This window comes from Micromonospora sp. NBRC 101691 (assembly GCF_030269285.1).
Lineage (GTDB): Bacteria > Actinomycetota > Actinomycetes > Mycobacteriales > Micromonosporaceae > Micromonospora > Micromonospora echinospora.
On record NZ_BSTB01000007.1, the window covers coordinates 206049 to 229885 of the forward strand.

Sequence of the window (23837 nt, forward strand, 5' to 3'; positions counted from 1 at the left end):
CGTCGTCCCGGAACTGGAGCGCGCGGTGCGCGCCGAGCACGGCGGCACGGTCCCGGCGCGCGTGGTGCTGAACACCGACCCGACCCGGCAGGCCGACGACGCCGCGACCGCCCCGGCGGACGAGACCGCCGTGCACGAACTGGACCGGGTGCAACTGGCCCGGGACCTCGCTGTGAGCCTGGCGGTCCCGGTCGAACTGCGGGTCATCGGCGGCACCCGCGCCGAGCCGCCGTACCTCGCCTACCCGGGTGGAGAGGTGGTGCGGCTGGACGTCACCGGCCGCCCGGAGACCCTCGGCGACGCCGTGCGGCGGCTGCCGCAGCGCGTCCAGGACGACCTGGCCGCCCACCGGGACCGGCCCGACGTGAACTCCCGGCTGGAGATCCTGCACGAGGCGGAGATCGAGTCGCGGCAGGACTTCGCCACGGCGGTGACCAGCCTGGTGAAGAACCTGAACCGACACCAGGGATACCTGGCCCACCGGTGGGTCACCCAGGCCGTCCCGCCGGTCGACGCCGCCGGCCTACGAGCCTTGGCCGACGGCCTGGACACCACTGCCTGGCCGGAGCCCACCAGCACGCCGCCGGTCGGACCGGTGGAGACCGGCCGCCCCGACGCCGTGGCCGCCGCCTGGCTGGCGTACATCCCGCAGCACCGCGCCGACATGCTCGTTGACATGCTGGACGCCGTCCCCGGGTTCGGGTTCACCGTGAGCCGGCCGACCCGTGAACTGCCGGCCGACCAGCGCCCCGGTGCCCGGGTGTTGGCCGTGGCCGGGTCCACGGCCGCCGCCGGGGTGGTCCTGCCCACCACGCAACTGCACTGGTACGAACCCGCCCGCGACCAGATCCACACCGGCAGCATGCGGATGCTCGGCACCTGGGCCAACGACCGGGCCGGCCAGGACCCCGGACCGGACGACATCTGGTACATCGTCCTGACACCGAACGGGACCGACCGCCCCCGTGACCCGTCGGCCCTCGCACATCACGTGGACGTGGCAGCGCGGACCACGTCGACGTCGACCCCGCTGGTCGAGCCGGCCCCTCCGGCGGACCGGGCCGGTGCGGTACGCGGTGACGTGTCGCTGCCGGGGGGTGCGGCGGCGATGGAATGGCGCCCCCCGGCCGACTCCGAGGCGGACGGACAGCCGTCCGGCCCAGCGGAAGGTGACCCCTCCGGTCTTGACCCGGAGGGTTTTTCGTTGTGGGACGACCCGCTGGCCGGACTCGACCTGACGACACCGGCGGCCGCGCCGTTGGTCCCTGAACCGAACGCGCCGCCGTCCGAACCCGAATACGCCTTCCGGCTCTTCGCCAGGGATGGGGCGAACCACGACGCTCTCGGGAAGCAGCGCGAAGACCGGCAGACGTTGCCCGACCGGCGCGAAGAGCGAGCTGAGTCGGGAGCTCGGCGGGCCTCGAAGCGTCCGCGCATCCAGGACGGATCGGCGTTGCCCGGCCAGGCGACCCCGCCACACCAGCCGCCACCCCCACCGGATGTGGCTGGTGTGTCGGAGGGCGGGGATGTGCTGCTCCCGAGTCAGCTGTCGCCGGATGAGGTGTCGTTGTGGTTCGACTGGCTGGGCAGCGTGAACCCGGGTCGTGGTGAGGGTTTCGACACGAACTGTGTGTTGGCGGCGATCGGTACGGACATGTCGTTGGCGGATGGGGTGGGGTGGCAGGTGCCGCCCGAGGTGCCGTCGCCGGTGGTGTGGTTGCGGCGGTACGCGGGTCGGCCGTTGGTGGAGGTGGCCGACTACGACGCGGTGGTGGAGGTGATGGCCGGGGCGGAGCCCGGTGCCCGGGGTGTGCTGGTGACGACGGGTGGGGGCGACGAGGTTTCCCATGCCGTGAACGTGGTGCGGACCGATGACGGGAGGGTGGTGTTCCTGGACGGTCAGCGGGGTGGGCTGGCCCGGGGGCCTGCCGAGCCTGGCCGGTTGCGGTTCGTGGCGACCACGGACGGCGTGGGCGTCCCACGACCGCCGTCGCGGGCGGCAGACGCCACGACCGTGACCGTCCCGGAGGAAGCAGATATGGCCGGGGTGGACGCTACCCGCAACCTCGACAACGCCGATTCGGCTCCTGTGCCGTTGCCGTCCCTGCCGGCCGGGCTGCTGCGGTCGGACGCGTGGGATCGGTTGTTCACACAGTTCCTCGACACGACGGGGGATGGGGTCGCGGCGTCGCTGAGTGAGCGGACACCCGACGCCGTCCGCGACCACCTGCGCGACTCGTTCGACTACTTCGTCGACAGAACCAGCGTTCTCGACGAGGGCAGGGCCGGTCTGTCCCCGGACGACAGGGCGTTGTTGCAGCGGGCCCTGGATGCGCGGGGGACGTCGGTTCCCCGCCTCACGGGGGCGCTACCGCACCTGCTGTCCGAGGCGTTCTCCGTCAACGTCACCGTGGCTCCGGCCGGGTCCGGACCTCACGAGAACGAGGGTGTCGCACCCTGGCACGACCGGACCGTCGCACTGGACCTCCCCGCCGCCCACCTGTCGGGTCGTGGGTGGGTGGTGGTGGATCCGGAGGGTGTGGGCGCCGGGGTTGATCTGGCGCGTCTCGCTGCAACGGCGCGGGAGCAGGCGGTGACGGATGCCGAGGCGTGGGCGGCGAGGACGGGGCAGGATCGGCCCGCGGGTGATGCGGTCTGGCGGGTGGTGTTGGCGTTCGAGGACCGTGGGCATGAGGACGTGCTGGCTCTGGCGGAGCGGTTGATTGACGGTGGGTTGGGCGTGGAGGTGCCGGAGGCGGCGGTGATCGAGCTGTCGCCGTACGGTGCTGACCCGTCCGGTGTTCCTGGGGTGCAGCCACGGACGTTGGTCGAGGTCGCGGCGTTGCGGGCAGCGCGTGACGAGTCGGGGGCGGTGGCGATCCTCGGGCGGCATGTGGCGGACGCGGACGCGGGCGTGGGGGTGGTCCCGCCCGGTCTGGTCGCTGTCGATTTCTCGGGCCGGGAGACGTTCCCGGCGTTGTTGTGGGAGGTCCAGGCGCGTCCGATCAACGAGGACGCTGATCTTGACTATCGGGGCCGGCGGAGGCTGGCTGGATTGCCCGTTCACCATGGGCCGTACCTCCTGCCTTTTGATCTGGATTGGGCGCGGTTGAGGCAGCGGGCGTTCTCGCATTTCCGGGACTGGGTGTTCCTCCCGGATGTGCCGTCGGAGCGTGGTTTGCGGGTGACGCAGCTGCGGCAGGCGGAGTTGCTCGCGGGGGAGATCGCGGCGGCGGGTGTGGGGGAGAGTCTGGCGGGGGTGCCGGATGTGGGGCCGGCGGGGTGGGTGCCGGATGGCGCGCGGGCGTTGGTGGTGGGTGTGCCGGGGCCGTATCCGGGCGATCCCAGAGCGGTCATGTCGTCGATTTTCGACATCCTGAACGGCGCGTTGCCGCCGGCGGCGTCGGGGTTGCGGGAGCCGGTGTACGTGGTGGTGCACGGGTTCGGTGGGTGGACGTCGACGGTGGTGTTGACGCATACGGCCGAGGACGACCTGTGGCCGGTGCGGATGGAGGAGTTGGCCACCGGCGAGCCGGCGGGCGGGGGCCTTCGGGAGGCGCGCGATCTGGTCGAGGCGGAGGGGTGGACCCGCGTGTTGGCCGAGGTGGAGGGGGCCGCGGAGGCGGTGGGAGCGCCGGCTCTGAGTCGGGTCGGTTGGGCCGGTGAGCTGAGGGCGGCGCTTCCCGATGCGGTGGGTGGTCCGGCGGCTGTGGACGGGCAGCGCCGGATGGGTGAGCGGTTGGACCATGTGGTGGCGTTGGGTGAGCGGCTGGTCGGGCTCACGCGGGGGTGGACGGGTGAGGGTGCTTTCCCGGTCGGGACGGATCGGCCTGATCTGCGGCTGGAGAGGTGGGCCGGCGACGAGCGCAACCGGCGGCTGGCGGCGGCGTTGGTGGCGACGGACGACGTGGTGGCCGAGGAGGTGATGGAACGGGTCGAGGAGGAGATCGACCGGGTGTGGGACGCGGTGGTGGCACCGGTGTCGACGGCCCGGGAGGACGGGAGGGTACCGGAGGCCGCCTTGGCCGTGTTGCGGGCGGTGTATCTGGGGGCCTGGGTCTTCTACACGGCACCGGGCGGGCCGGTGGTGACCGAAGGACCTGAAGACCCGGACGAGCACCTGCCGGAGGGGGTCCAGAGCGAAAACGGTCGGCGGATCGTCGATCTGTCCGCCGTGTGGGATCTGGGGGTGGCGGACTTCGACCGGTTCCTGACGGAGCATGGCCAGGACGTGGCGTCGTTGTGGTCGGCGGACGGTGCGGTAGCGCAGGTTTCCGAGCTGCGGGCGGCCCTGGGGGTGTCGCCGCCGGTGCCCCACCTGCGTGTGGTGGGGCGGGTGCCGGAGGTGTCCGAGCAGTGGCGGACGGAGTTGTTCTCCGCGGTCAGTGCGTTCGGCCTGGCGCGGCAGTGGTTGGAGGAGCAGGTCTCGTCGTTGCCGGTGGGGACGGCGGTGCCGGGATGGGCCGGGAACGGTGCGGCCGGGTCGGGTGAGCAGGCGGTGTCCGTTTCCGACGTCGGGGTTGCTGCTGTACGTGCGGATCTGATCCGGCGGTGGGGGGCTCTTGCCGGCGGCCACGCGAGGCGTATGGACGCCGCCGACCGGGAGTTGCGGCGGATGACCGTCCCCGGTCAGGACGACAGCCCGGCGCGGTCCACCCTGGCGAGGGTGTCCGACCGGTACCTCCAGGAGATGCAGGGTCTCAGCCGTGCGCGGATGCCGCGCACCGTGGACGCCTACGTCGAGTCGTTGCCCGCGGGCGGCCTCGGGGGGCTGGGGGACCGGCTCGGTCAGGTCGAGGCAGCGGCCGCAGAGCTGGACCAGCACCTCGGACAGGCGCCTGACACGTCTTCGGTGGACGTGGTCGACGGTGTGGAGCTCCGGACGTCGGAGGGCCACACCGGCCCGGTGTGGGCGGTGACGTCGTGGCAGGGGGAGTCGGGCCCGCAGGTGGCCTCCGCCAGCGACGACGGAACGGTGCGGATCTGGGATGCGGTCACCGGTGCGCCGCTCCGCACGTTGCGGGGCCACACCGACGGGGTGGTGACGGTGGCGTCGTGGCAGGCGGGGCCGGACCGGCGGGTGGCCACCGCCGACATGCAGGGGACGGTGTTCATCTGGGACGCGGTCAGCGGTGCGCGGCTCCGGACGTTGCGGGGCCACGCCGGCCCGGTGTGGGCGGTGACGTCGTGGCAGGGGGAGTCGGGCCCACGGGTGGCCTCCGCCAGCGACGACGGGACGGTGCAGGTCTGGGACGCGGTCACCGGTGCGCGGCTCCTGACGTTGGGGGGTCACACCGGCGGTGTCGGGGCGGTGGCGTCGTGGCAGGCGGGGTCGGAGCGGCGGTTGGCCTCCGCCGACTGGGCGGACGGGACGGTGCGGCTCTGGGACGTGGCCAGCGGTGCGCGGCTCCTGACGTTGCGGGGCCACACCGGCGGTGTGGTGGCGATGGCGTCGTGGCAGGCGGGGTCGGACTGGCGGTTGGCCTCCGCCAGTTGGGACGGGACGGTGCGGGTCTGGGACGCGGTCACCGGTGCGCCGCTCCTGGTGTTGCCGGACCACACCGGCGTGGTGTGGGCGGTGACGTCGTGGCAGGCGGGGTCGGACCGGCGGTTGGCCTCCACCAGCGAGGACGGGACGGTGCGGGTCTGGGACGCGGTCACCGGTGCGCCCCTGCTGACGTTGGAGGGCCACAGCGGCGGGGCGGTGACGGTGACGTCGTGGCAGGCGGGGTCGGAGCGGCGGTTGACCACCGCCGATGCGCACGGGACGGTGCGGGTCTGGAACGCGGTCAGCGGTGCGCTGCTCCGGACGTTGGAGGGCCACACCGGCAGGGTGCGGACGGTGACGTCGTTGCAGGGCGAGTCGGGCCGACAGGTGGTGGTCTCCGCCGGTGACGACCACACGGTGCGGTTGTGGTCCCTGCCCGATGATGCTGGCGGGCCGGCGGGACTGCCCGGCGTGCCGGGTGGGCCGGTTGATGCGGGGAACGACTCCGACGCGGACAGGTCGGACTCCTCGGCGGATGTGGCTGGTGGGTCGGAGCGCGGGGATGCGTTGCTTCCGAGTCAGTTGTCGCCGGCTGAGGTGTCGGTCTGGTTTCCGTGGCTGGGTGGGGTGAACCCGTACCGGGGTCGGGGGGAGCAGTTCGCGACGAACTGTGTGTTGGCGGCGGTCGGTACGGACATGTCGTTGGCGGATGGGGTGGGTTGGCAGGTGCCGCCCGAGGTGCCGTTGCCGGTGGTGTGGTTGCAGCAGTATGCGGGTCGGCCGTTGGTGGAGGTGGCCGATTACGACGCGGTGGTGGAGGTGATGGCCGGGGCGGAGCCGGGTGCGCGGGGTGTGCTGGTGACGGCTGGCGAGGGCGACGAGGTTTCGCATGCGGTGAACGTGGTGCGTACCTATGACGGGAAGGTGGTGTTCCTCGACGGTCAGCGGGGTGGTCTGGCTCGGGGGCCGGTGGAGCCTGGCCGGTTGCGGTTCGTGGCGACCACCGATGGTGTGGGCGTCCCGCGCCCGTCGACGGGGGTGGGAGACGCCGCGACCGTGACCGTCCCGGAGCATACGGACCTGGCCGGGACGGACGGGGCCGCCCGGCCCCCGTCGGAGAGTTCCTCGTCCGAGGAACTCCCCGCGCAGGGCTCGACGATCGACTTCCGGAAGGCCAAGGAAGACTGGCACAAGATCGAGTTCCGCATGTCCCGCTACGACAAGCTGTGGAACAACCCCGAACTGAGAGCCGCCTACGAGGACTTCAAGAAGCAGATGAAGCTCGAGCTCCGGCTGAAGGCTGAGGGCCGGACCAACGACCAGATCAACGCCGAGGTCGACAAGCAGTTCGGCTCTGACCGGGTCGCCCCGTTCGCGCAGTTGATGGCGGACAATTACGCCTTCTCGGCCCCGGCCAAGTGGTGGTTCGACCACCAGCACGACAGCGGCTTCGACGACCAGTTCCGGGAAGCCGTCCAGCAGTTCCGGTCGAAGCTCGCCCTCTGGGGCAAGATCGGCCCCGCCGTAGCCGAACGGATCACCGAGCAGAGCGGCAACCGGATGCTCGAGGCGACGCCCGGTGGGCAGATCTTCGACAACATCATGCTCGGCACCGGCAGCTTCTTCAACTACCCGCCCGGCTTCAACCGGATGTGGGAACAGTTCTCCCACCAGCTCGTGGCAGTCACCGACGGGATGATCGACGCCCACGTGTACCGGGGGGTGATGGTACCGAGCGTCCTGCACAACACCGAGGCGAAGATCCTCTTCGAGAAGGTCGACCGACGCGAGATCGAGGGCCTTCGGGTCGTCGCCTGGGAGTTCGTCGCCGACAACAAGATCGAGAAGGCGGGTGAGTACGTCGTCCGTTCCCAGGGGTCCTACAACGAGCGGGTTCCGAAGCTCGAAAAGGGCAAGACCTCGAAGACGTTCGACAAGCGCCAGCAACAGCTCTACGAACAGCTCACCTACCGCCGGGAGGAGTACAACCGGATCGGACTGCAGGACTCGCTTCCCGAGCTCCCGCCGATCGAACGGAAGGACAGCAAGTACATCTTCGTGGTGTCGGACGCGAACCAACCCGATGTCGACGAGAGCCCGGAGAGCCTCACCAGGAAATTGTCGATGGCGCTGGAGAGCCAGACCGCCGACAACCCGTTGGCCCGACTGGACCAGATGTTGGCCGTACTCGAGTACGCGCAGAACAACCAGGAGACCTCGGACAGTGGATCCTCGTTCGTCGATCTCACCACCGGCCTCTCGCGGGCGGACACCGGCACGGCGGCTGGCAGCCTGTCCGGCTCGATCGCCAGCATTCTCGTGCCCCCGACCCGGCGCAACACCGCGCTGGACCCGACCGACGCCGAGCCCGGCCCGTTCCCGGAGGACCCGGATCCGAGCCCGCTCGGATCCGACTACTCGCCCAGGCTGGATGCCGTACCGGAGGAATGGCCCCCGCCGGCCGACCCGGGCAGTCCGGTCGACGCCGAGGGTCGGGCTGCCACGATCGGAGGCGGCGGCACCACGCCCTCCGCGACGGCGGACGCGACGCCGCCCGGGAGCACGCCGAAGGTCGAACGGCCACGGCTGACGAGAACACCCTTGCCGCACCCCCGGCCGAGGCCCAGAACGACGAGCGCGTACCAGCTTGAGGCATCCCCCGGTGGCCCGAGCGTGGGTCAGGTCAGGGCTCCGTCGCGGTCGTACCAGCGGCTGAGCGTCGTCAGCACGAGCTCGGACAGCCAGCTCACCGAGGCGGACTTTCCCGCGCACGTTCCGGCACAACAGGTGGTCACCCACAGACATCCACCGCTGCGGCTGTCCGACGACGGAACGCTCGCCATCAACGGCATCGCCTCGGTCAGGGGCGCCCGCCCGGTGACCGAGGCGACGGAGTTCTACGCGACCGATGAGGTCATCGACGCGGCACGACGCGGGCTGGCGAGGGCCGGGGCCAACGTCAGGCTGACGGTGGACAGTGCCGTCACCGTCACTGTCGACCATGGTGGCCGACCGGTGACGCTCCGCAAGGTGAGCGCGGACTTCGACAACCCCCCGCCGGACGTCTGCGTCGAGTTCGCGGGCGTCGTCCTCGGTGGCGTACCCGACGGGGTGGTGTTCCGAGCCGAGGGCCAGACCCTCCTGGCGGAGACCGACGCCGGCAACGGGCGCGAGTTGCTGGGTGTGCATCATCTCGCCGAGGGGGTGGCTGCCGTCGCTGCCGGCGACCTCCCCCTCGCCGCGGTCGACCCGGGATGGGCGACGGCCAGGATCGCGGCCGACCGGCGGTTGACCGGCGGCGTCACACAACCTCCACTCCCCGGTGCCGAGTACGGTGCCGCGCTCCGGAACGATCCGGCGAGCCGCGCCGAGCACGCCAGACTCAGCCAGGTCGCGAGGCGGATCGGCATCAACGAACATGCCTGGCCCAGGATCGGCGAGGCCTATGCCACGAGCACCATCATGTCTCAGGGTGCCGACGGCGAAGCCTCGATGACGACGGACTTCGCCCGTGGCGGTACGGTCGCCAACGCCTACGGCTACCACTTCGCTGCGGTCGTCGCGCAGAGCGCCGACGGAAAGACCCAGATCACCTTGGAGAACTACGCCCGTCTCGGTGGGCGCAGACGTGCCGTCGACGAGGCGATCGAACGAACACTGGCCGCGTATCGCGGTCGGTTCGACACCGTCAAGGCGACGCTTGCACGTGCGGTGGCGGATGGTGGCGGCGACCCCCAGGCCGTCGACGCGCTGCAACGCAGACTGGACCTGGCGGAGGCACTCTCCGTCGTCGAGAAGTCGGGAACCGAGGCGGCCGGGTCTGACGCGGTGGCGTGGCAGTCCGCTCGTGCCGCGATGGCGAAGTTGATGGATCTGCCGCGGGCGAGCGACATGTGGCATTTCAAGATGTTCAGCCAGCGCCCCGGCGAGACCTTCCACGAGCAGAGGGCGGTGCTCTACGACGCCGCCGTGCCGGCCACGGAATCCAACCCACTCACCACAGTCGTCGTCGGCGGCTCCACCGTTCCCGAGCCGATGCGGATCAGCTTCGATCCAGGGTCCAAGACTCCGGGACCGGTCGAACTCAACAAGCTGCGATCGGTCTCGCGGCAGACCACCAAGGTCGCGGTATGGCGGCACGACAACGGCCTTCCCATGCCCACTGTCGGCGTCACCGGATACGGCAACGGCGCCCGCCTGTGGCCCGGGAGCGCGGTGGCCACCGGGTGGGAACGGGCAAACAGCGTCAGCGACGTCCTCAGTCGGCACCTGGCCCAGGACCTGACCACGCTGCTCGATGGCGGGCGGGACGTGACGGCGGCCGACATCGTGCTCACCTCGGACTCTCAAGGTCGTGACCTGGGTGACACCGTCGTTGACCGAGTCACGGCGGCCGACGACCTCCGCCGGGCCGACGTCGTCGTCCAGGTCCCGTCCCCGCGTCCGGCGTCCGCCGGGTTGGCCGGTCGGGCGACGGAAGACGAGTTGCTGCCGGGTGGGTTGTCGCAGGCCGAGGCGTCGAGTCGGTTCCCGTGGCTGCGCGGGGTGAATCCGCACCGTGGTGGGGACTCCGAGACGAACTGCGTGTTGGCGGCGATCGGCACCGACCTGTCGTTGGCTGATGGGGTTGGGCACCAGGTGCCGCCGGAGAAGGCCAGCCCGGTGGCATGGCTGGAGCGGTACGCGGGTCGGCCGTTGGTGGAGGCGGCCGACTACGCGGCGGTGGTGGAGGTGATGACCGCCGCGGCTCCGGGTGCCCGCGGTGTGCTGGTGACGAGTGGTGAGGGCGACCGGATCTCACACGCGGTCAACGTGGTGCGGACCGACGACGGGAAGGTGGTGTTCCTGGACGGTCAGCGGGGTGGGCTGGCCCAGGGGCCCGCCCGACCCGGCCGGGTGCGGTTCGTGGCGACGACGGACGGGGTGGGGGTTCCGCGTGCGCCCTCGACGGCGGGAGACGACGCGACCGCGACGGTTCCGGCCGAGTGGGACCTGGCCGGTGCCGGCGGAGGAACCGCCCCCGCGTCACCCGTGACGGCCAGCGTCGTCGAGGGCGACGTGGACGCGACGCCGGCCGGGAACACGCCGGAGGTCGAGCGGCTGAACCGGGCACTGGCCGGCATCCGGGACACGACCGCTGCCGTCGAGAGTGACCTCGCCGCAGCGCGGAACGAGCTGTCGTCGGCGCGGGAGGCCGTGGCACGTCAGGTCGACGCCCGCGTGGCCGTGCCACCGGCACCCGTGACGCAGACCCCGACCAGCGCCGCGCAGACCCCGGCCGGCGTCGATGCGACGCCGACCAGCGGTGCAGCGCCGACCGACGCCGATGAGATGCCGCTGGCCAGCGGTGATGTGGGGCAAGCGGCGGAGCGTGCGGCGTGGGATCGGCTCACCATGGCCCAGGACCGGGTCGCCGAGCTGGAACGGCAGCGCGGGACGACGCGACAGCTGCTGGAGCGGACCGTGCGGGCGGCGGACCGGACGCGGCAGGCGCTGGAGCGGGACGCCGCCAGCCGAGAGGCGGACTGGCGGGCGGCGGCACAGCAGTGGACGGAGGGCCTGCAAGCGTTGCAGGCCGGCGGGGCAGCGGCGGCGGACCGGGCGGCGGAACGGAGCCGGCAGCGGGACGCGGCCCGGGTGGCTGCCGAGCAGCGCGCGGACCAGCGGGCCGGCGAGCGGAAGGTGGCCCGGCAGGAGGCAGCCACCCGGGCGGCGCGGCGTCTGGTGGTCGGTCAGGAGGCACGCGAGCGGGCGGCGGCACGCGAACAGGCCCGGCGGGACGAGCAGGCGCGGTGGGACACGTGGCAGGGCGTACAGCGGGCGCTGGCGGCCCGGAAGGCGGTCCGCGACGCCGCGCAGGCGGAGGCCGACCGGCAGGAGCAACGGCGCCGGGAGCAGGAGGCGCGGGCCACGACGGAGGAGGCGCAGCGACAGCTGGCGGACCGGGACCCCGGGCGGCAGCACCTCGCGGCGGAGCGTGCGCAGCAACGGCAGGTCGCCGCTGCGGCAGCGCAGTGGCGCGCACGGGAGCGCGAGCTGGCCGAGGGAGCGGCGAGGACCCGGCAGGACCAGCAGCATGCCGACGACCAGTTGGCCGAACAGGCGCAGAGGCGGTGGGCGGAGGGCCGCCGGCAGGCCGAACTGGCGGAGGCCGAACGGGTGCGCGCGGACGAGGACGCGCGGCGGCAGGAGGACGAGCGGCAGCGGGCCGACCTGCGTGCGGTCGAGGAGGAACGCGAGCGCGTCGAGGCGGAGCGGCAGGACGCCGAGGACGCGGAGCGCCAGGCGGAGACGTGGCGTCAGGCCGAGCTGAGGGACGCGGTCGACGCGGCGGCGCGTACGGCGGAACGGACCCGGTTGGCGCAGCACGTCGCCCACCACCAGGAGCAGCTCGACCGGGCCCGGGATGCGGCGTCCGCCGCGCGTACGGCCTGGGAGCGTGCGGTCGGGGAGCGGGATCGGGCCGACGCGGCCCGGTCCCCGGCAACGGGGATGGCCAGGGACGTCGAGCCGGCGACGCCGTGGTACTTCGCCGCGGGTGCCCTCGGTGAGCTGAGCGTCTCGGCGGTGCGGCACCTGACGCCGCAGCAGGTGACGGAGACCGTCGCGCAGTTGATGGACGACCTGCCGTCCGGGTGGCCGATCGGGGACGTCGCCGACATCGAGATGGGCACGACCGACCGGTTGGACCTGGGCAGCGCCAACCAGGAGGCAGCCATCCGCACACGGGTGTCGGCCGCGCTGCACAGGCTGCTGACGGCACCGGATCCGGCGGACTCCCGTGCCGTCGAGGAACACCGTGAGCGCTGGGAGCAGGTGCTGTTCTCCGGGGAGACGCTCAGCGCGGGCGGGCGACTGGTGTGGATCCGTCCCGTGCCGCACGGTCCGCGACCGGTGCCCGCCGGGAGCTCCGGAGGCGCGCGGGTGTACGGGGTCTCGTTCGGCTCGACCAAGGTCGGCAACGACACCTCCGTGTCCAGCGGGCGGAAGATCGACGGTGGGCTGGAGGAGACCTTCGACATCTCGACCGGGCACGCCTCCAGGTTGATCGCGAACCTCCCCGCTGTCTCGGTCAAGAGCGAGCGCGAGCACGCGATGTCCCGGGAGACCCGGGTCATCTGGGGCCGGAAGATGTTCGTGACCCAGTCGACGTCGTTCACCAGCGGGGTGTCCTTCCAGGTCTTCGTGAACGGCGTCGAGTGGGGACGGGCGTCGGTGCCCGCCGGGACCGGCCTCCTCGACATCTCCCTGCCCACCCTGTACGCCGACGGCAGCGCCGCGCCGAGCCCGGCAGCCCCGCTCGCGCCGTCGCCACCCGGGCCACCGGCACGGTCGACGTCGCAGGCCCGGGACGTGCTCAACGCGATCGACCTGACCCCACTCGTGACCGGCTGGCACCAGGCGCTGACGGCCGCCCTGCCGGCCGACACCGCAGCGGGCGTCGCCGCGAAGGTCACCCGCCAACTGCTCAACGAGCGGACGACCCGCAACCGTAGCCGCTGGGTGCTGTCGAACGGGGACATGACGGACACGATCGAGGAGCGGCTCACGGTCGGCAGGTTCCGCGGCCACGTCGACACGAAGGCGGTCATGCGGGAGTTGCAGCTGGTGGGGATCACCGAGGGCGTCACGGTACGGGACGACCTCGGGGTGATCGCGACCTCGGGCGAGGAGGTGTCGGACACCAGCGGCGCCGGCCTCGACGTGGACGCGGTGGTCCTCGGACTGACCCACACGGCGGCCGACCCGGGTGGTCGGGAGGAGGCCGCCGACCGGACGGCCGGTGTCTTCTCGTTCGGCTTCGGCGGCGGGTCCGAACGCGAGTCCGCGCTGGAGGTGGGCGGCAAGGCCCTGAACCACACGGTGCTGAACCGCAAGGAGGACCAGGCGCGTTACCGGGTGGTGTTCGACCTGACGGTGACCACGCACGGCGATTCTCCGGTGGCGCCGGTGACCCGGCGGGTGGTGGCGGAACTGGGCGTGCCGGTGAGCGAGGCCCAGCAGTTCGAGCGCAGCGTCTTCGGGACGGTCTTCACCCCGGAGTTCGGTGGGCCGGGAACGGGGCGGCCACGGGCGCTGATCACGCCGGCTGCCGCGAGCCCTCCACCGGCTCCGACACCGGCGGACGAGATCGCCGTCCGCCTGTCGCCCCGGGTGCTCCGGGCGCCGCAGGCGCGGCAGCCCTACGTGCCCCCCGCCGGCCCGGCCCCCCGGGAGCCGCTGGCGCTGGCGATGCGGCGCGGCCAGGGGCTGGGGATCGCGGCGAACATGCCCGGGTCGGAACAGGTCGCCGACCTGGTGGAGTCGGTGCTGCGGCAGAAGTCGGGGCACGCCGACATCGGCGCCGTGGCGCGCCGCACCGTCCTGGCGACGGTGGGCCGGGCCGCGATGGAGGCCGATCCGACGCGGACGCTGGCCGGGAGGAAGTTCACCGTGCGGGTCGGCGGCGAGCGGTACCAGATCCTGGTGACCGAGCACCGCAGGGAACTGCTGGACAGCCCGGAGTACCCGATGACGGTCAACGCCCGCGCGTTGACCGGAGCCACCACGTCGGCCTCCCGGTCGACCGAGGGCAGCGTCAGCGGCCGGTTGGGCGGTCGGGTGTCCAACCCGGCGGGCACCATCGAGCAGTCCGACCGGAACGGGCCGAGCCCGGAGACCGGGACGGAACACCAGGGGCGGGTGTTCTTCCCCCGGCTCGGCGTGACGGCGGAGCACACCCGGTCGAAGGAGCACGAGCTCAGCCAGGTGGTGCAGGAGTACCGCCGGACCGAGACCGTCGGCGACGTCGTCGACCACCGCTACCGTACGGCCTTCGAGGTCGCCATCCGTGAGCGGACGGAGAGCGGCTGGGGACCCCGCGAGACCTGGTTGGTCGGTGCCGGGCACGGCGTCGAGGTGACGACCCACATCGCGGTGCCGGTCGAGCATGTGCCGCGTGATCCGCGTACCGGCGAGGAGCGGGCCGTCACGACGGCGCAGCTCGACGGCGCGGGCGTGACCCGCACGAGCCCGCGACCCGACTTCGCGTGGGCACCGGCCGGCCGACCGCCGCACCTGCCGTTGGACGTCCAGGGCAGCGCCGGCCTGTATGCGGCCTTCCGGTACGTGCCCGAGCTACCCGCCACCGCGGCGCGGCTGTACCAGCAGGTGAACGGCCTGCCCGACGAGTGGTTCGACGAGCCGATGAACTGGCCCGACGAGATCTTCGATCTCGGCGCCGGCTCGGAACTGGCCGGTGGGTTCCCGGACGCGGTCGAGGAGCACGGGTGGGAGCTGCAACTGCCCGCCCACGACGGGTACCAGCAGGCCGTCCGGATCCGGGAGCGGTTCTTCGCGGCGGGCCTGACGTACCAGTACAGCAGCGACGGCATCGACAGCGCGGAGGGTGTCGAACTTGAGCAGTACCGGCAGTCGGCGATCAGCCATGCCGCCGGAACGAGCAACGAACTCAGCCTCGGTGGTAAGGCCGGCGTCGGGGGCCAGTACCTCAACCACGCGACCACCGCGACGAAGATCGGCCCGGACAGCGGCGATTCGGACAGCGGTGACGCGGACAAGGCGCGCGAGCGCGGCCGTGTCGGCGGCGGCCTGTACGTCGAGGGTGGGGTGTCGTTCGGCGGCTCGGACGGCAGGGACTACGGCGCCATCGACATCACCCGGGCCACCTACAACGACGTCGTCCACGCCTATCACGGCCGGGTGGTCTTCGAGGTCACCGCCCTGCGTACCCGGGGCGGCGAGACCACGGCCACCGCTCCCGTCCACCTGGACGCCGACGACGCGGTGGATCTCCTGGCGACCGACCGCGCGGCCGAGGACCTGGGGCTGTACCGTCCCCGGACGCAGGCGGCCGACCCGACGCCGTCGCGCGAGATCATCGATCCTGAGCTGTTGCCCGCCGTGGGGCACCCCGAGCGGTTACGGGCCAACGCGGTGCTGGACACGATCCTGCGCCGGCTGCGGCAGCGTGGCCTGTTCGCCTCCGGCGAGAGCATCCCCGACCACCTACGGCGCGCGCTGGTGAAGCGGTTCTCCTCCCGCAACCTGGAGCCGCAGTACCTTCCGCTCTCCGGCCAGGGCGTGTACGGCTGGTTCCCGGTGCCCACGCCCTACCACACCACGCAGTACCTGTGGGTGCGGGTCAGCGCCACCCCGTCGGCCGCGCAGTCGAGCGACCGCCCTCGGGAGCAGGTCAGCCTCACCCTGCGGGGGGAGACACACGACGCCCAGTCCAACACGGAAAGCTACGGATCGTCGTGGGGCGGGCTCGTCAACTTCTCCGGCCGGGGCGCGTGGAACGACGAGGGCAGCGTCCTCGGCGGGCTCGGTGACTACGGGCAGGAGTGGGCGGAGTCCAGTGAACGCGGCACGCAGTCCGAGTCCAAGGACATCTTCCGGACCGGACCCAAGAAGTCGCACGAGGTCGAGTACCCGTTGGACTTCACCATCGACATGACGCTGACCACGGAGATGCCCCAGGCGGTCACGTACGTGCTCGACTCGGTGCGTAACGTGCTGTTCGGGAGCGCCTGGCTCGCCGGCCTCTGGCAGCCGAACCTGGAACGGTCGGTCCGCGACCTCTGGGACAACCTCCCCGGGATCGGCTGGCAGGAGCAGATCCAGGCCACCGGGGACGTCCGGCTCATCGTGCCGCGCTACCTGACCCGGCCGACGGACGAACAGCCGGGGAGTTGGCAGGGACCAGCCCTGGCCCCGGCCCCGACCGGCGGGCCGACACCCCGGTGGGCGCAACCCAGCGCCACCCGGCCCCGGTCGAACGACGAACTGGTCGGTGACCGCAACCTCCATCCGTGGCGGCTGAACCGGGTGGCCCGGGAGTTCGAACGCTGGGCGGCGCTGACCACCCGACCGCCCCGGCTGCGGCAGGGCCTGGACCTGGGCGCCGACGGCGGCTGGCGGGTGCCCGGCGTGCCCGGTGGCAGCGACTTCGACCGCCTGATGGCGCACCACGCGTCCGAGATGATGCTGCGGTCGCGTATCACGCCGCTGCTCGAACACCGCTACCAGGTTCCGGGCGCCGGCGTCACCCTCGGGCTGGACATCCGGCGGGCGGAGTTCTACGTCGACAAGGACGGCCGGCCGCTGGCCTTCGAGCAGAAGGCGCGGCGATACCAGCAGAACGAGGCAGGCCCGATCAACAAGGGTGACTCCTCCTCGGGCTGGGAGTTCTCGTTCGGCCCGCAGGCCGGCGACCCCACCGGCGGCATCAAGAAGCTCGGCTGGAACGGCGACGGCTTCGGCGTCGACCGCGAGGACGGCGAAGCCCACGCGGCCGAGATGAGCGAGGTCAACGAGCGCAACGTCGAGGCGAAGCGGACGTTCCACCAGTACCGCTACGACGTCACGGCGGTCATCTACGGTCCGTACGGGACCCTGCTGATCGACGTGGAGAGGGGCCTCTACGTCATGCGCGAGCAGGCGCCGACGGTCCCGATGACCGCCACCGGTTAGTCGAGCTCACGGATCCACCGTCAACGAGCAGTCATGACCGTGATGTAGCTGGTCGAGAGCGCGGTCGTCGATCCGTTCGGTCCGAGCGTGACGCGCCCCGCCGGCACCTGCTTGGCGAACACGACGAGGCCGGGCTGGTCCTTGTCGGTGGACTTGATGGTCATGCCGGTGCGCGCGAAACCCTGCTGGTTCAACCACGCCGGCCACCAGTTGTCCGCATCCGGGGCGCCACGACTGTCCATGGCGACGTACACGGTGGCGTTGTGCTTGACATCGAAGATCAGGTAGTCCGCCGGCGAGGTCATCTGCTTGTCGTTGCTGGCACCGGGGATCAGCACGCCACCGGAGAGCACGTCGGGAAGGCTGGCGATGGTGAATCCCCGGTCGACGAAGTGTTTGGCACCCACTACCGCCGGGCGAACCGTGGACAGCTTCGACGGTCTGCCCACCTGGACGTCCGTGAGCGCGAGCACCGTCCGGGTGGGCCGTGTGCTCGGGGCGGCGGACCTGGCGGGCGGGCTGGACGGCCGTGGCGTGCTGCTCGGGGCGGTGGTGGCCATCGGGCTCGGGCTCGGGGTCGGTGCCGGCGGCGGGCTGCTCGGAGCGGTGGCGATGGACGTCGCGCTGGGTGACCTCGGCGGGTCGCTCGGGGTGTCGGTCCCGAACACGATCGCCGCGCCCACCAGGCTGAAGACCGCGACCAGCGCGACGACGACGCGCGTGATCGCGAGTCGGGACCACCGTCGCCACGGTGGGGGCGGCGTGGCCGCCGGGGGTTTGGGCCCGGGCGGGCCGCTGACCGGGCTCTCCGGGCTCACCGGCTTGGCCGACGGCTGCGCCCGGTGTTTCGCGCCGCGCCTGGCCCTGGGCGCCAGCACGGCCGTGGCTGCGGCTGCGCCGCTGTCCTGTTCGGCTGTCGTGGGTGGAGTCTCGGTCCGGGCCGGCGCGGCGGCCAGCGCGGCGGGCTCGGGCCGCCGGGGTGCCGGGATCGCACGCGCCGCCGGGCGGGGGGCGGCGCTGAGCATCGCGGCGCCCAACGCGACCGCGTGCTTCGGGTGGGTATTGATCATGATCGGCCGCCGCAGGGTGTCCCGCAGCATCCGGTTGACCAGGGGGATCTGGGACGACCCGCCGACCAGAAGCACGGCGGTGAGGTCCTGGAGGGTGATGCCGGCGGCGGTCAGGGTCCGCCGGAACGTTTCGATGGTGGTCTCCACGGGCGGCGTGATCATCTGCTCGAACGCTTCCCGCGTCACGGTCACGTGCCGGACCGATTCGGGCAGGGGCACCCGGATCTCGGCCTTCTCGTGGGTGGACAGTGCCTCCTTGGCGAGCATGCAGTTGCGCTGGAGAGTGGCCAGGACGGACGTGGTGCCGGGGTCGGTCGGGTCCAGCGCGGTGACCGCTCCGTCCAGTTGCCGGTCGACATGGTCCACGAGCGCCTGGTCGAAGTCGGCGCCGCCGAGCCACTCGATGCCCTCGGGGGTGCCGATGATCTCCAGCCCGTCCCGTCCGTTGCGGACCACCGCACTGTCGAATGTGCCTCCACCCAGGTCGTAGACCGCCAACAGGCCGTCCGGGGGGAGTGGCTGGGTGGAGCAGTAGTACGTGGCGGCGGCGACCGGTTCCGTGGTGGTGACGACGGTCGGGCCGTCCGCACCGGCTGCGGAGCCCGGCTCGTCCTCCGGGCGGGACAGGCCGGCCAGGTGCGGGATCGCGGCGAACTGCTCGCGACGGTACGGGCCCCACACCGCGGGGTGGGTCAGCACGATCCGCTCGGGCGGGCCGCCCTGGGCCTGGCTGACGGTGTCCACCACGGAACGGAGCAGGCCGGCCATCAGAGCGGTGGGGGAGTACGGCGTCCCGTCCAGGATGACCGGGGTGGGGTCACCGAGGCGGCGCTTGAACTCCCGCGCCATCCGGCTGGGGTCCTGGAGGCCGAGGCGGTCGGCCGCCTCACCGGTCAGCAGCGCGCCCTTGTCGTCGAGGAAGGCGACCGACGGGGTGACGAGGGCCTGCCCGGCCAGCGGCACCATGTTCACGGTCCCGGCGGAGGCGGCGGCTGCGGCGGTAAAGCTGGTACCCAGGTCGATACCCACGCTGTACATATTCAGGATCCCCCTCGCCGAGGCCGCTACCACGCGAATGTCATGGTTGGCCGCAACAGCGTCACCACGATACTTCGCTGTGTTGGGGGATAACAAGATCGTCGGCCCGGCCCGACAACCGTTGCCGCTGGCGACGACGCCCACCGTCGCCCACCGGATCCTGGTGCCCCGCGAACTGCAACGACCACGGACCGGTTGGGTTCGTGGTCGTTGCCGTCGCATATTATGCGGTGTTGCCATTGGCGACAACCAGCGTCTCCGATGGCATCGCGCAGTTGTGTGAGGTGCCCCCGGCAGGATTCGAACCTGCGCCCCCGCCTCCGGAGGGCGGTGCTCTATCCCCTGAGCTACGGGGGCTCAGCGACCGGGAAAGAGTAGCAAACGCTTCCCGGAACCGCCGAATCGGTATCGGACGATCCGTCCGCTGGCCGGTGTGTCGTGCCGTCGTAGCTGGTGGAACGCGGTGTCCTGGCGGCCTGCGCCGGCCCGCCGTCGGCGCGTCAGGTGCTTCGGTCCGACAGAAGCTCGCGTCCCCCGGCGGAGGTGGGTCAGGCCGCCGGGCCGAGACGTCCGGGCCGGGTGGCCGTGACGCGTCCGCAGCTCGGCAGCGGGTGCAGCACGATCCGGCGGGGCAGTCGACGGGGCCACTCGTTCCTCGGCCAGGAGCCATCCATGATCACGTGGACGGTGCGCTCCTCCGTGCCGCTGAGCCGGAGCACGAAGTCCCGGGGGAGCGGCGGGTCCACCGACGGTGTGGTGATCATGAAGCGGACCCGCCCCCGGGAGGAGACCGCGGAGACCACGTCCGCCGCCGGCATGGTGCCGCGCAGGCGGACCCGGCCGAGCCAGTAGACCTCCGCCAGGTGTTCCTGGGCGGCCCGGGCGATGGCCGGGTACTCGGTGCGGACCCAGTGCTCCACCGCACCGACGCAGAGCCCGCAGGCCCGTTCCCTCGGTTCCCGGGGGCCCAGCCCCCACGCCCGCAGGTACGCCCCGACCGCCCCGGTGTCCATGGTCGGGTCGTACCGACGCCGGATGAGATCGGTGAGGCTCTGTCGTGTCCACAGCTCCTCGTCCAGGTCGAACTCGTCGGGGTGGACGCCTCGCAGGGCGTCGATCAGGTCGAGTTCCTGTTCGCGGCTGAGCGTTCCCGGCTCGCCCGCCCGCTGTCCGCGACGGACGGCTGCCACCGTCCCGTCACCGCCGATGGTGTGGCGTCGGCACCAACTGGTGACCGAGCGTCGTGCGTCTCTGAGTGCAACCCCCACGTCCTGCGCAACGACCCCGAATCACAACTGGTCACGATATGTGGGTAGAAAAAGCTTGAACTAACCGAATCGGACAAAAGGTTCGCAGTTCGGGCGGTGCCGCCGGGCGGGCCGGTGACCGGACGTCCGCCCCCCGGGTGGCGTTCCCGCCCAGACGACGATCGCCGCCCCGCCAGGCGGCGGGACGGCGATCGTCGGTGCGGGGCGGCTCAGCCGCGCAGCCGCGTCAGCGCGTTCTGCAGGTTGGTGAGGTCCTTCTGCTGGGTGTTCTTCATGGTGCGGGCGCTACGCACGACGTCGGGCTCGTCGGTGACCTTCAGCACCGCGTCGATCATGTGCACCCCGCCGATGTGGTGAGTCGTCATCAGCTCCAGGAAGAGGATGTCGAACTCCCGGCCCTGGGCGGCGCGGAGCCGGGCCATCTCCTCCGGGGTGGCCATGCCGGGCATCAACCCGTTCTGCACCATGTCGGAGCCGTCCGCGACCCAGGACATCTTGGGCTCGGAGCCGGTCGGGTCGAGACCCCAGGACCGCAGCCAGGTCTGCATGGTGCCGATCTCGCCCTGCTGGCCGGTGGCGATGTCGCCGCCGATCTGGCGTACCTCGGGGTCGGCGCCCTGGTCGAACGCGATCAGACCCATCTCCACCGCCTGGGCGTGGTGGGTGGTCATGTCCCGCGCGAAACCGGCCTCCGCCGACGTGTCGCCGGGGCGGGTGATGCGGGGGGTGAGCAGGCCGCCGGTGTACCCGAGGAGGAGCCCGAGCACGACGGCGACGGCGAGTGCGACGGTGCCCCAGCGTCGCGCCGGGGCCGCGCCCGGTCCGCCGTCACCGGCGGCCGGGGCCGTGTTCTCCCTCGTGGTGGCGGTGGTCATCGGCTCAGCCCTGCGTCATCGGGTCGCCGAGGTCGCGCGGAGCGGTGCCGGTCGCGGTGATGCCCTGACCGCAGTTGGCGTTCGGGCCCTCGACCGAGGCGTTGATCCGCAGCGTCTTGATGAACTCGTCGATCCGGCTGTCGTCGGCGTTGTCGACCTTGAGCTGGTAGCCCCACGCCTGGAGCGAGATCGGCTTGTCCAGCCCCTGGAACGGGCTGAGCATGGTCTTCTCCTGGCCGCGCACCCGCTCGGCCAGCTTCTCGACCTGCGCGGCGGGCAGGTCGGGGCGGTAGGTGATCCAGATCGCGCCGTGCTCCAGGCTGTGCACCGCGTGCTCGCTGGCGATCGGCGCGTCGTAGACGTCACCCTGGCAGTTCTGCCAGGCGGCGTTGTGCGGGCCGGCGACCGGCGGGTTGACCGTGTACTGGATGGCACCGGTCTGGTGGTTGCCGCCCTTGACCAGGTCCGGGTCGCTCTCCCGGAAGTTGCTGATGCCCTCGATGGCGGCGGCCCGCTCGTCCCACGGCTTGGCGCCGTTGAAGGCGGCCCAGCCGCCGTAGCCGATGATCGCGGCGGCCAGCACGCCGACCGCGACGAAGAGCGCGATCGGACCCCACGAGCGCCCCTGGCTGACCTTCACCGGGGTGATCGGCTTGCGGGGGCCCTTGCCGCCGCCCCCCGGCCGGGTGGCGCCGGGCTTGCCGGTGGCCGTCTTGCCGGTGGCGGTCTTCCCGCCGGACGCGGGCCTGCCGGCGGCCGGCTTCTTGCCGGTGCTGACCACGGACGGACGGCGCTGGTCGCCGCCCGGGGTGCTGATGCTCATGGTGCCTCGTCAGGTCGGTCGGTCAGGGGAAAGTGGCGGGCCGATGACGTTCAGGGTCGCCCACGAGTGACCGAGTCTACCCCCGATAACATGGATCGGTGACTCCCGCAGAACTCGCCGAGGTCGTCCTATCCGCTGCCCACGCCGTCTTCACCGACCGCGGGCTCGACCGCTCCGCGCTGCCCGAGCGGACGGCGGTGGAACGACCCCGTAACCCGGAGCACGGCGACTACGCCTCCACCCTGGCGCTCCAGCTCGCCAAGAAGGTCGGGCAGCCGCCGCGGGAGCTCGCCGCCGCCCTCGCCGAGCAGCTCGGCCGGGCCCCCGGGGTCAAGTCGGTGGAGATCGCCGGCCCGGGCTTCCTGAACATCCGGCTCGACGCCGCCGCCGCCGGGGTGCTCGCCCGGTCGATCGTCCAGGCCGGTCCGGAGTACGGCCGCAGCGACCGGCTCGCCGGTGAGCGGATCAACCTGGAGTTCGTCTCGGCCAACCCGACCGGCCCGGTGCACATCGGCGGGGTCCGGTGGGCGGCGGTCGGTGACGCGCTGGCCCGGCTGCTGCGCGCCACCGGGGCCGACGTCGGCACCGAGTACTACTTCAACGACGCCGGCTCCCAGATCGACCGCTTCGCCCGGTCGCTGCTCGCCGCGGCCAAGGGCGAGCCGGCCCCGGAGGACGGCTACGGCGGGGCGTACATCGCCGAGATCGCCGCCGAGGTGCTCACCCGGCGGCCGGACACGCTCGACCTCGACGACGCGGCGGCCCAGGAGGTCTTCCGGGTCGAGGGCGTCGAGCTGATGTTCGCCGAGATCAAGTCGTCGCTGCGTGACTTCGGGGTGGAATTCGACACCTACTTCAACGAGAAGTCGCTGCACGACCGGGGCGAGCTGGACCAGGCCCTGACCCGGCTGCGTGAGCAGGGTCACGTCTACGAGACCGAGGGCGCCGTCTGGCTGCGCACCACCGACTTCGGCGACGACAAGGACCGGGTGCTGCGCAAGTCCAACGGCGAGTGGACGTACTTCGCCGCCGACTGCGCGTACTACCTCGACAAGCGGGAGCGCGGCTTCGAGCGGGTCGTGATCATGCTGGGCGCCGACCACCACGGCTACATCGGCCGGATGAAGGCGATGGCGGCCTGCTTCGGCGACGACCCGGCCCGCAACCTGGAGATCCTCATCGGCCAGCTGGTCAACCTGGTTCGCGACGGCGCGCCGGTGCGGATGAGCAAGCGGGCCGGCACCGTGGTCACCCTGGAGGACCTGGTCGACGCGATCGGCGTGGACGCCTCCCGTTACGCGCTGGCCCGCTACTCCTCGGACTCCATGATCGACATCGACGTGGAGCTGTGGACCCGGGCCACCCGGGACAATCCGGTCTACTACGTGCAGTACGTCGCCGCCCGGACGGCAAGCGTCGGCCGCAACGCCGCCGAGGTGGGGCTCACCCGGGGCGACGCCGAGGCGTTCCGCCCCGAGCTGCTCGACCACGAGAAGGAGAACGAGCTGCTCAAGGCGCTCGCCGCGTTCCCCGCCGTGGTGGCCACCGCCGCCGAGCTGCGCGAGCCGCACCGGGTGGCCCGCTACCTGGAGGACCTCTCCGGGGCGTACCACCGTTTCTACGACAGCTGCCGGATCCTGCCGCGCGGTGACGAGGAGGTCACCGACCTGCACCGGGCCCGGCTCTGGCTCAACGACGCCACCCGCACGGTGATCGCCAACGGCCTGCACCTGCTCGGCGTCTCCGCCCCGGAGAGGATGTAACACCCATGCGAGCCCACTCGCCCCGAGGCGGAGATCG

Annotated in this window: 6 protein-coding genes and 1 tRNA gene (1 of these 7 only partly in view); 2 read left to right on the forward strand and 5 right to left on the reverse strand. The window is 72.0% G+C overall.

Features of this window, described 5'->3' with window-relative positions; all coding sequences use genetic code 11:
* Nucleotides 1-16963, forward strand: partial view of a toxin glutamine deamidase domain-containing protein gene (locus QSK20_RS14055; RefSeq protein WP_285789053.1) — the final stretch only. It extends 23630 nt beyond the left edge of the window; the window shows 16963 of its 40593 coding nt (coding positions 23631-40593); its start codon lies off the left edge, out of view; its stop codon occupies nucleotides 16961-16963.
* A gap of 20 nt (nucleotides 16964-16983) precedes the next feature.
* Here the strand turns inward: QSK20_RS14055 and QSK20_RS14060 are convergent, their stop codons facing one another.
* The 5 genes from QSK20_RS14060 to QSK20_RS14080 form a co-directional block, all read right to left on the reverse strand.
* A complete protein-coding gene (locus tag QSK20_RS14060) occupies nucleotides 16984-19062 on the reverse strand; it encodes an Hsp70 family protein (RefSeq protein WP_285789054.1) in 2079 nt (692 codons plus the stop codon).
* A 294-nt stretch (nucleotides 19063-19356) separates the two neighbouring features.
* Nucleotides 19357-19428 (reverse strand) — tRNA-Arg (locus QSK20_RS14065).
* 191 nt (nucleotides 19429-19619) lie between these two features.
* Nucleotides 19620-20339, reverse strand: a complete 720-nt coding sequence (locus QSK20_RS14070; RefSeq protein ID WP_285789055.1) for a winged helix-turn-helix domain-containing protein — start codon at nucleotides 20337-20339, stop codon at nucleotides 19620-19622.
* Between the two features lie 209 nt (nucleotides 20340-20548).
* Nucleotides 20549-21214, reverse strand: a complete 666-nt coding sequence (locus QSK20_RS14075) for a DUF305 domain-containing protein (protein WP_285789056.1) — start codon at nucleotides 21212-21214, stop codon at nucleotides 20549-20551.
* Between the two features lie 4 nt (nucleotides 21215-21218).
* The gene (locus QSK20_RS14080; protein ID WP_285789057.1) at nucleotides 21219-22037 is read right to left on the reverse strand and encodes a thioredoxin-like domain-containing protein; all 819 of its coding nucleotides are present in this window, start codon (nucleotides 22035-22037) and stop codon (nucleotides 21219-21221) included.
* Between the two features lie 98 nt (nucleotides 22038-22135).
* On the opposite strand from QSK20_RS14080, the gene argS reads away from it, so the two are divergent.
* On the forward strand, nucleotides 22136-23800 hold the full coding sequence (argS, locus tag QSK20_RS14085; RefSeq protein ID WP_285789058.1) for an arginine--tRNA ligase: 1665 nt from the start codon (nucleotides 22136-22138) through the stop codon (nucleotides 23798-23800).
* Nucleotides 23801-23837 lie beyond the last annotated feature (37 nt).

Coding starts and splice junctions, on each gene's coding strand:
- QSK20_RS14075 (WP_285789056.1), bottom strand. CDS start 21,214: ATGACCACCGCCACCACGAGGGAGAACACGGCCCCGGCCGCCGGTGAC.
- QSK20_RS14080 (WP_285789057.1), bottom strand. CDS start 22,037: ATGAGCATCAGCACCCCGGGCGGCGACCAGCGCCGTCCGTCCGTGGTC.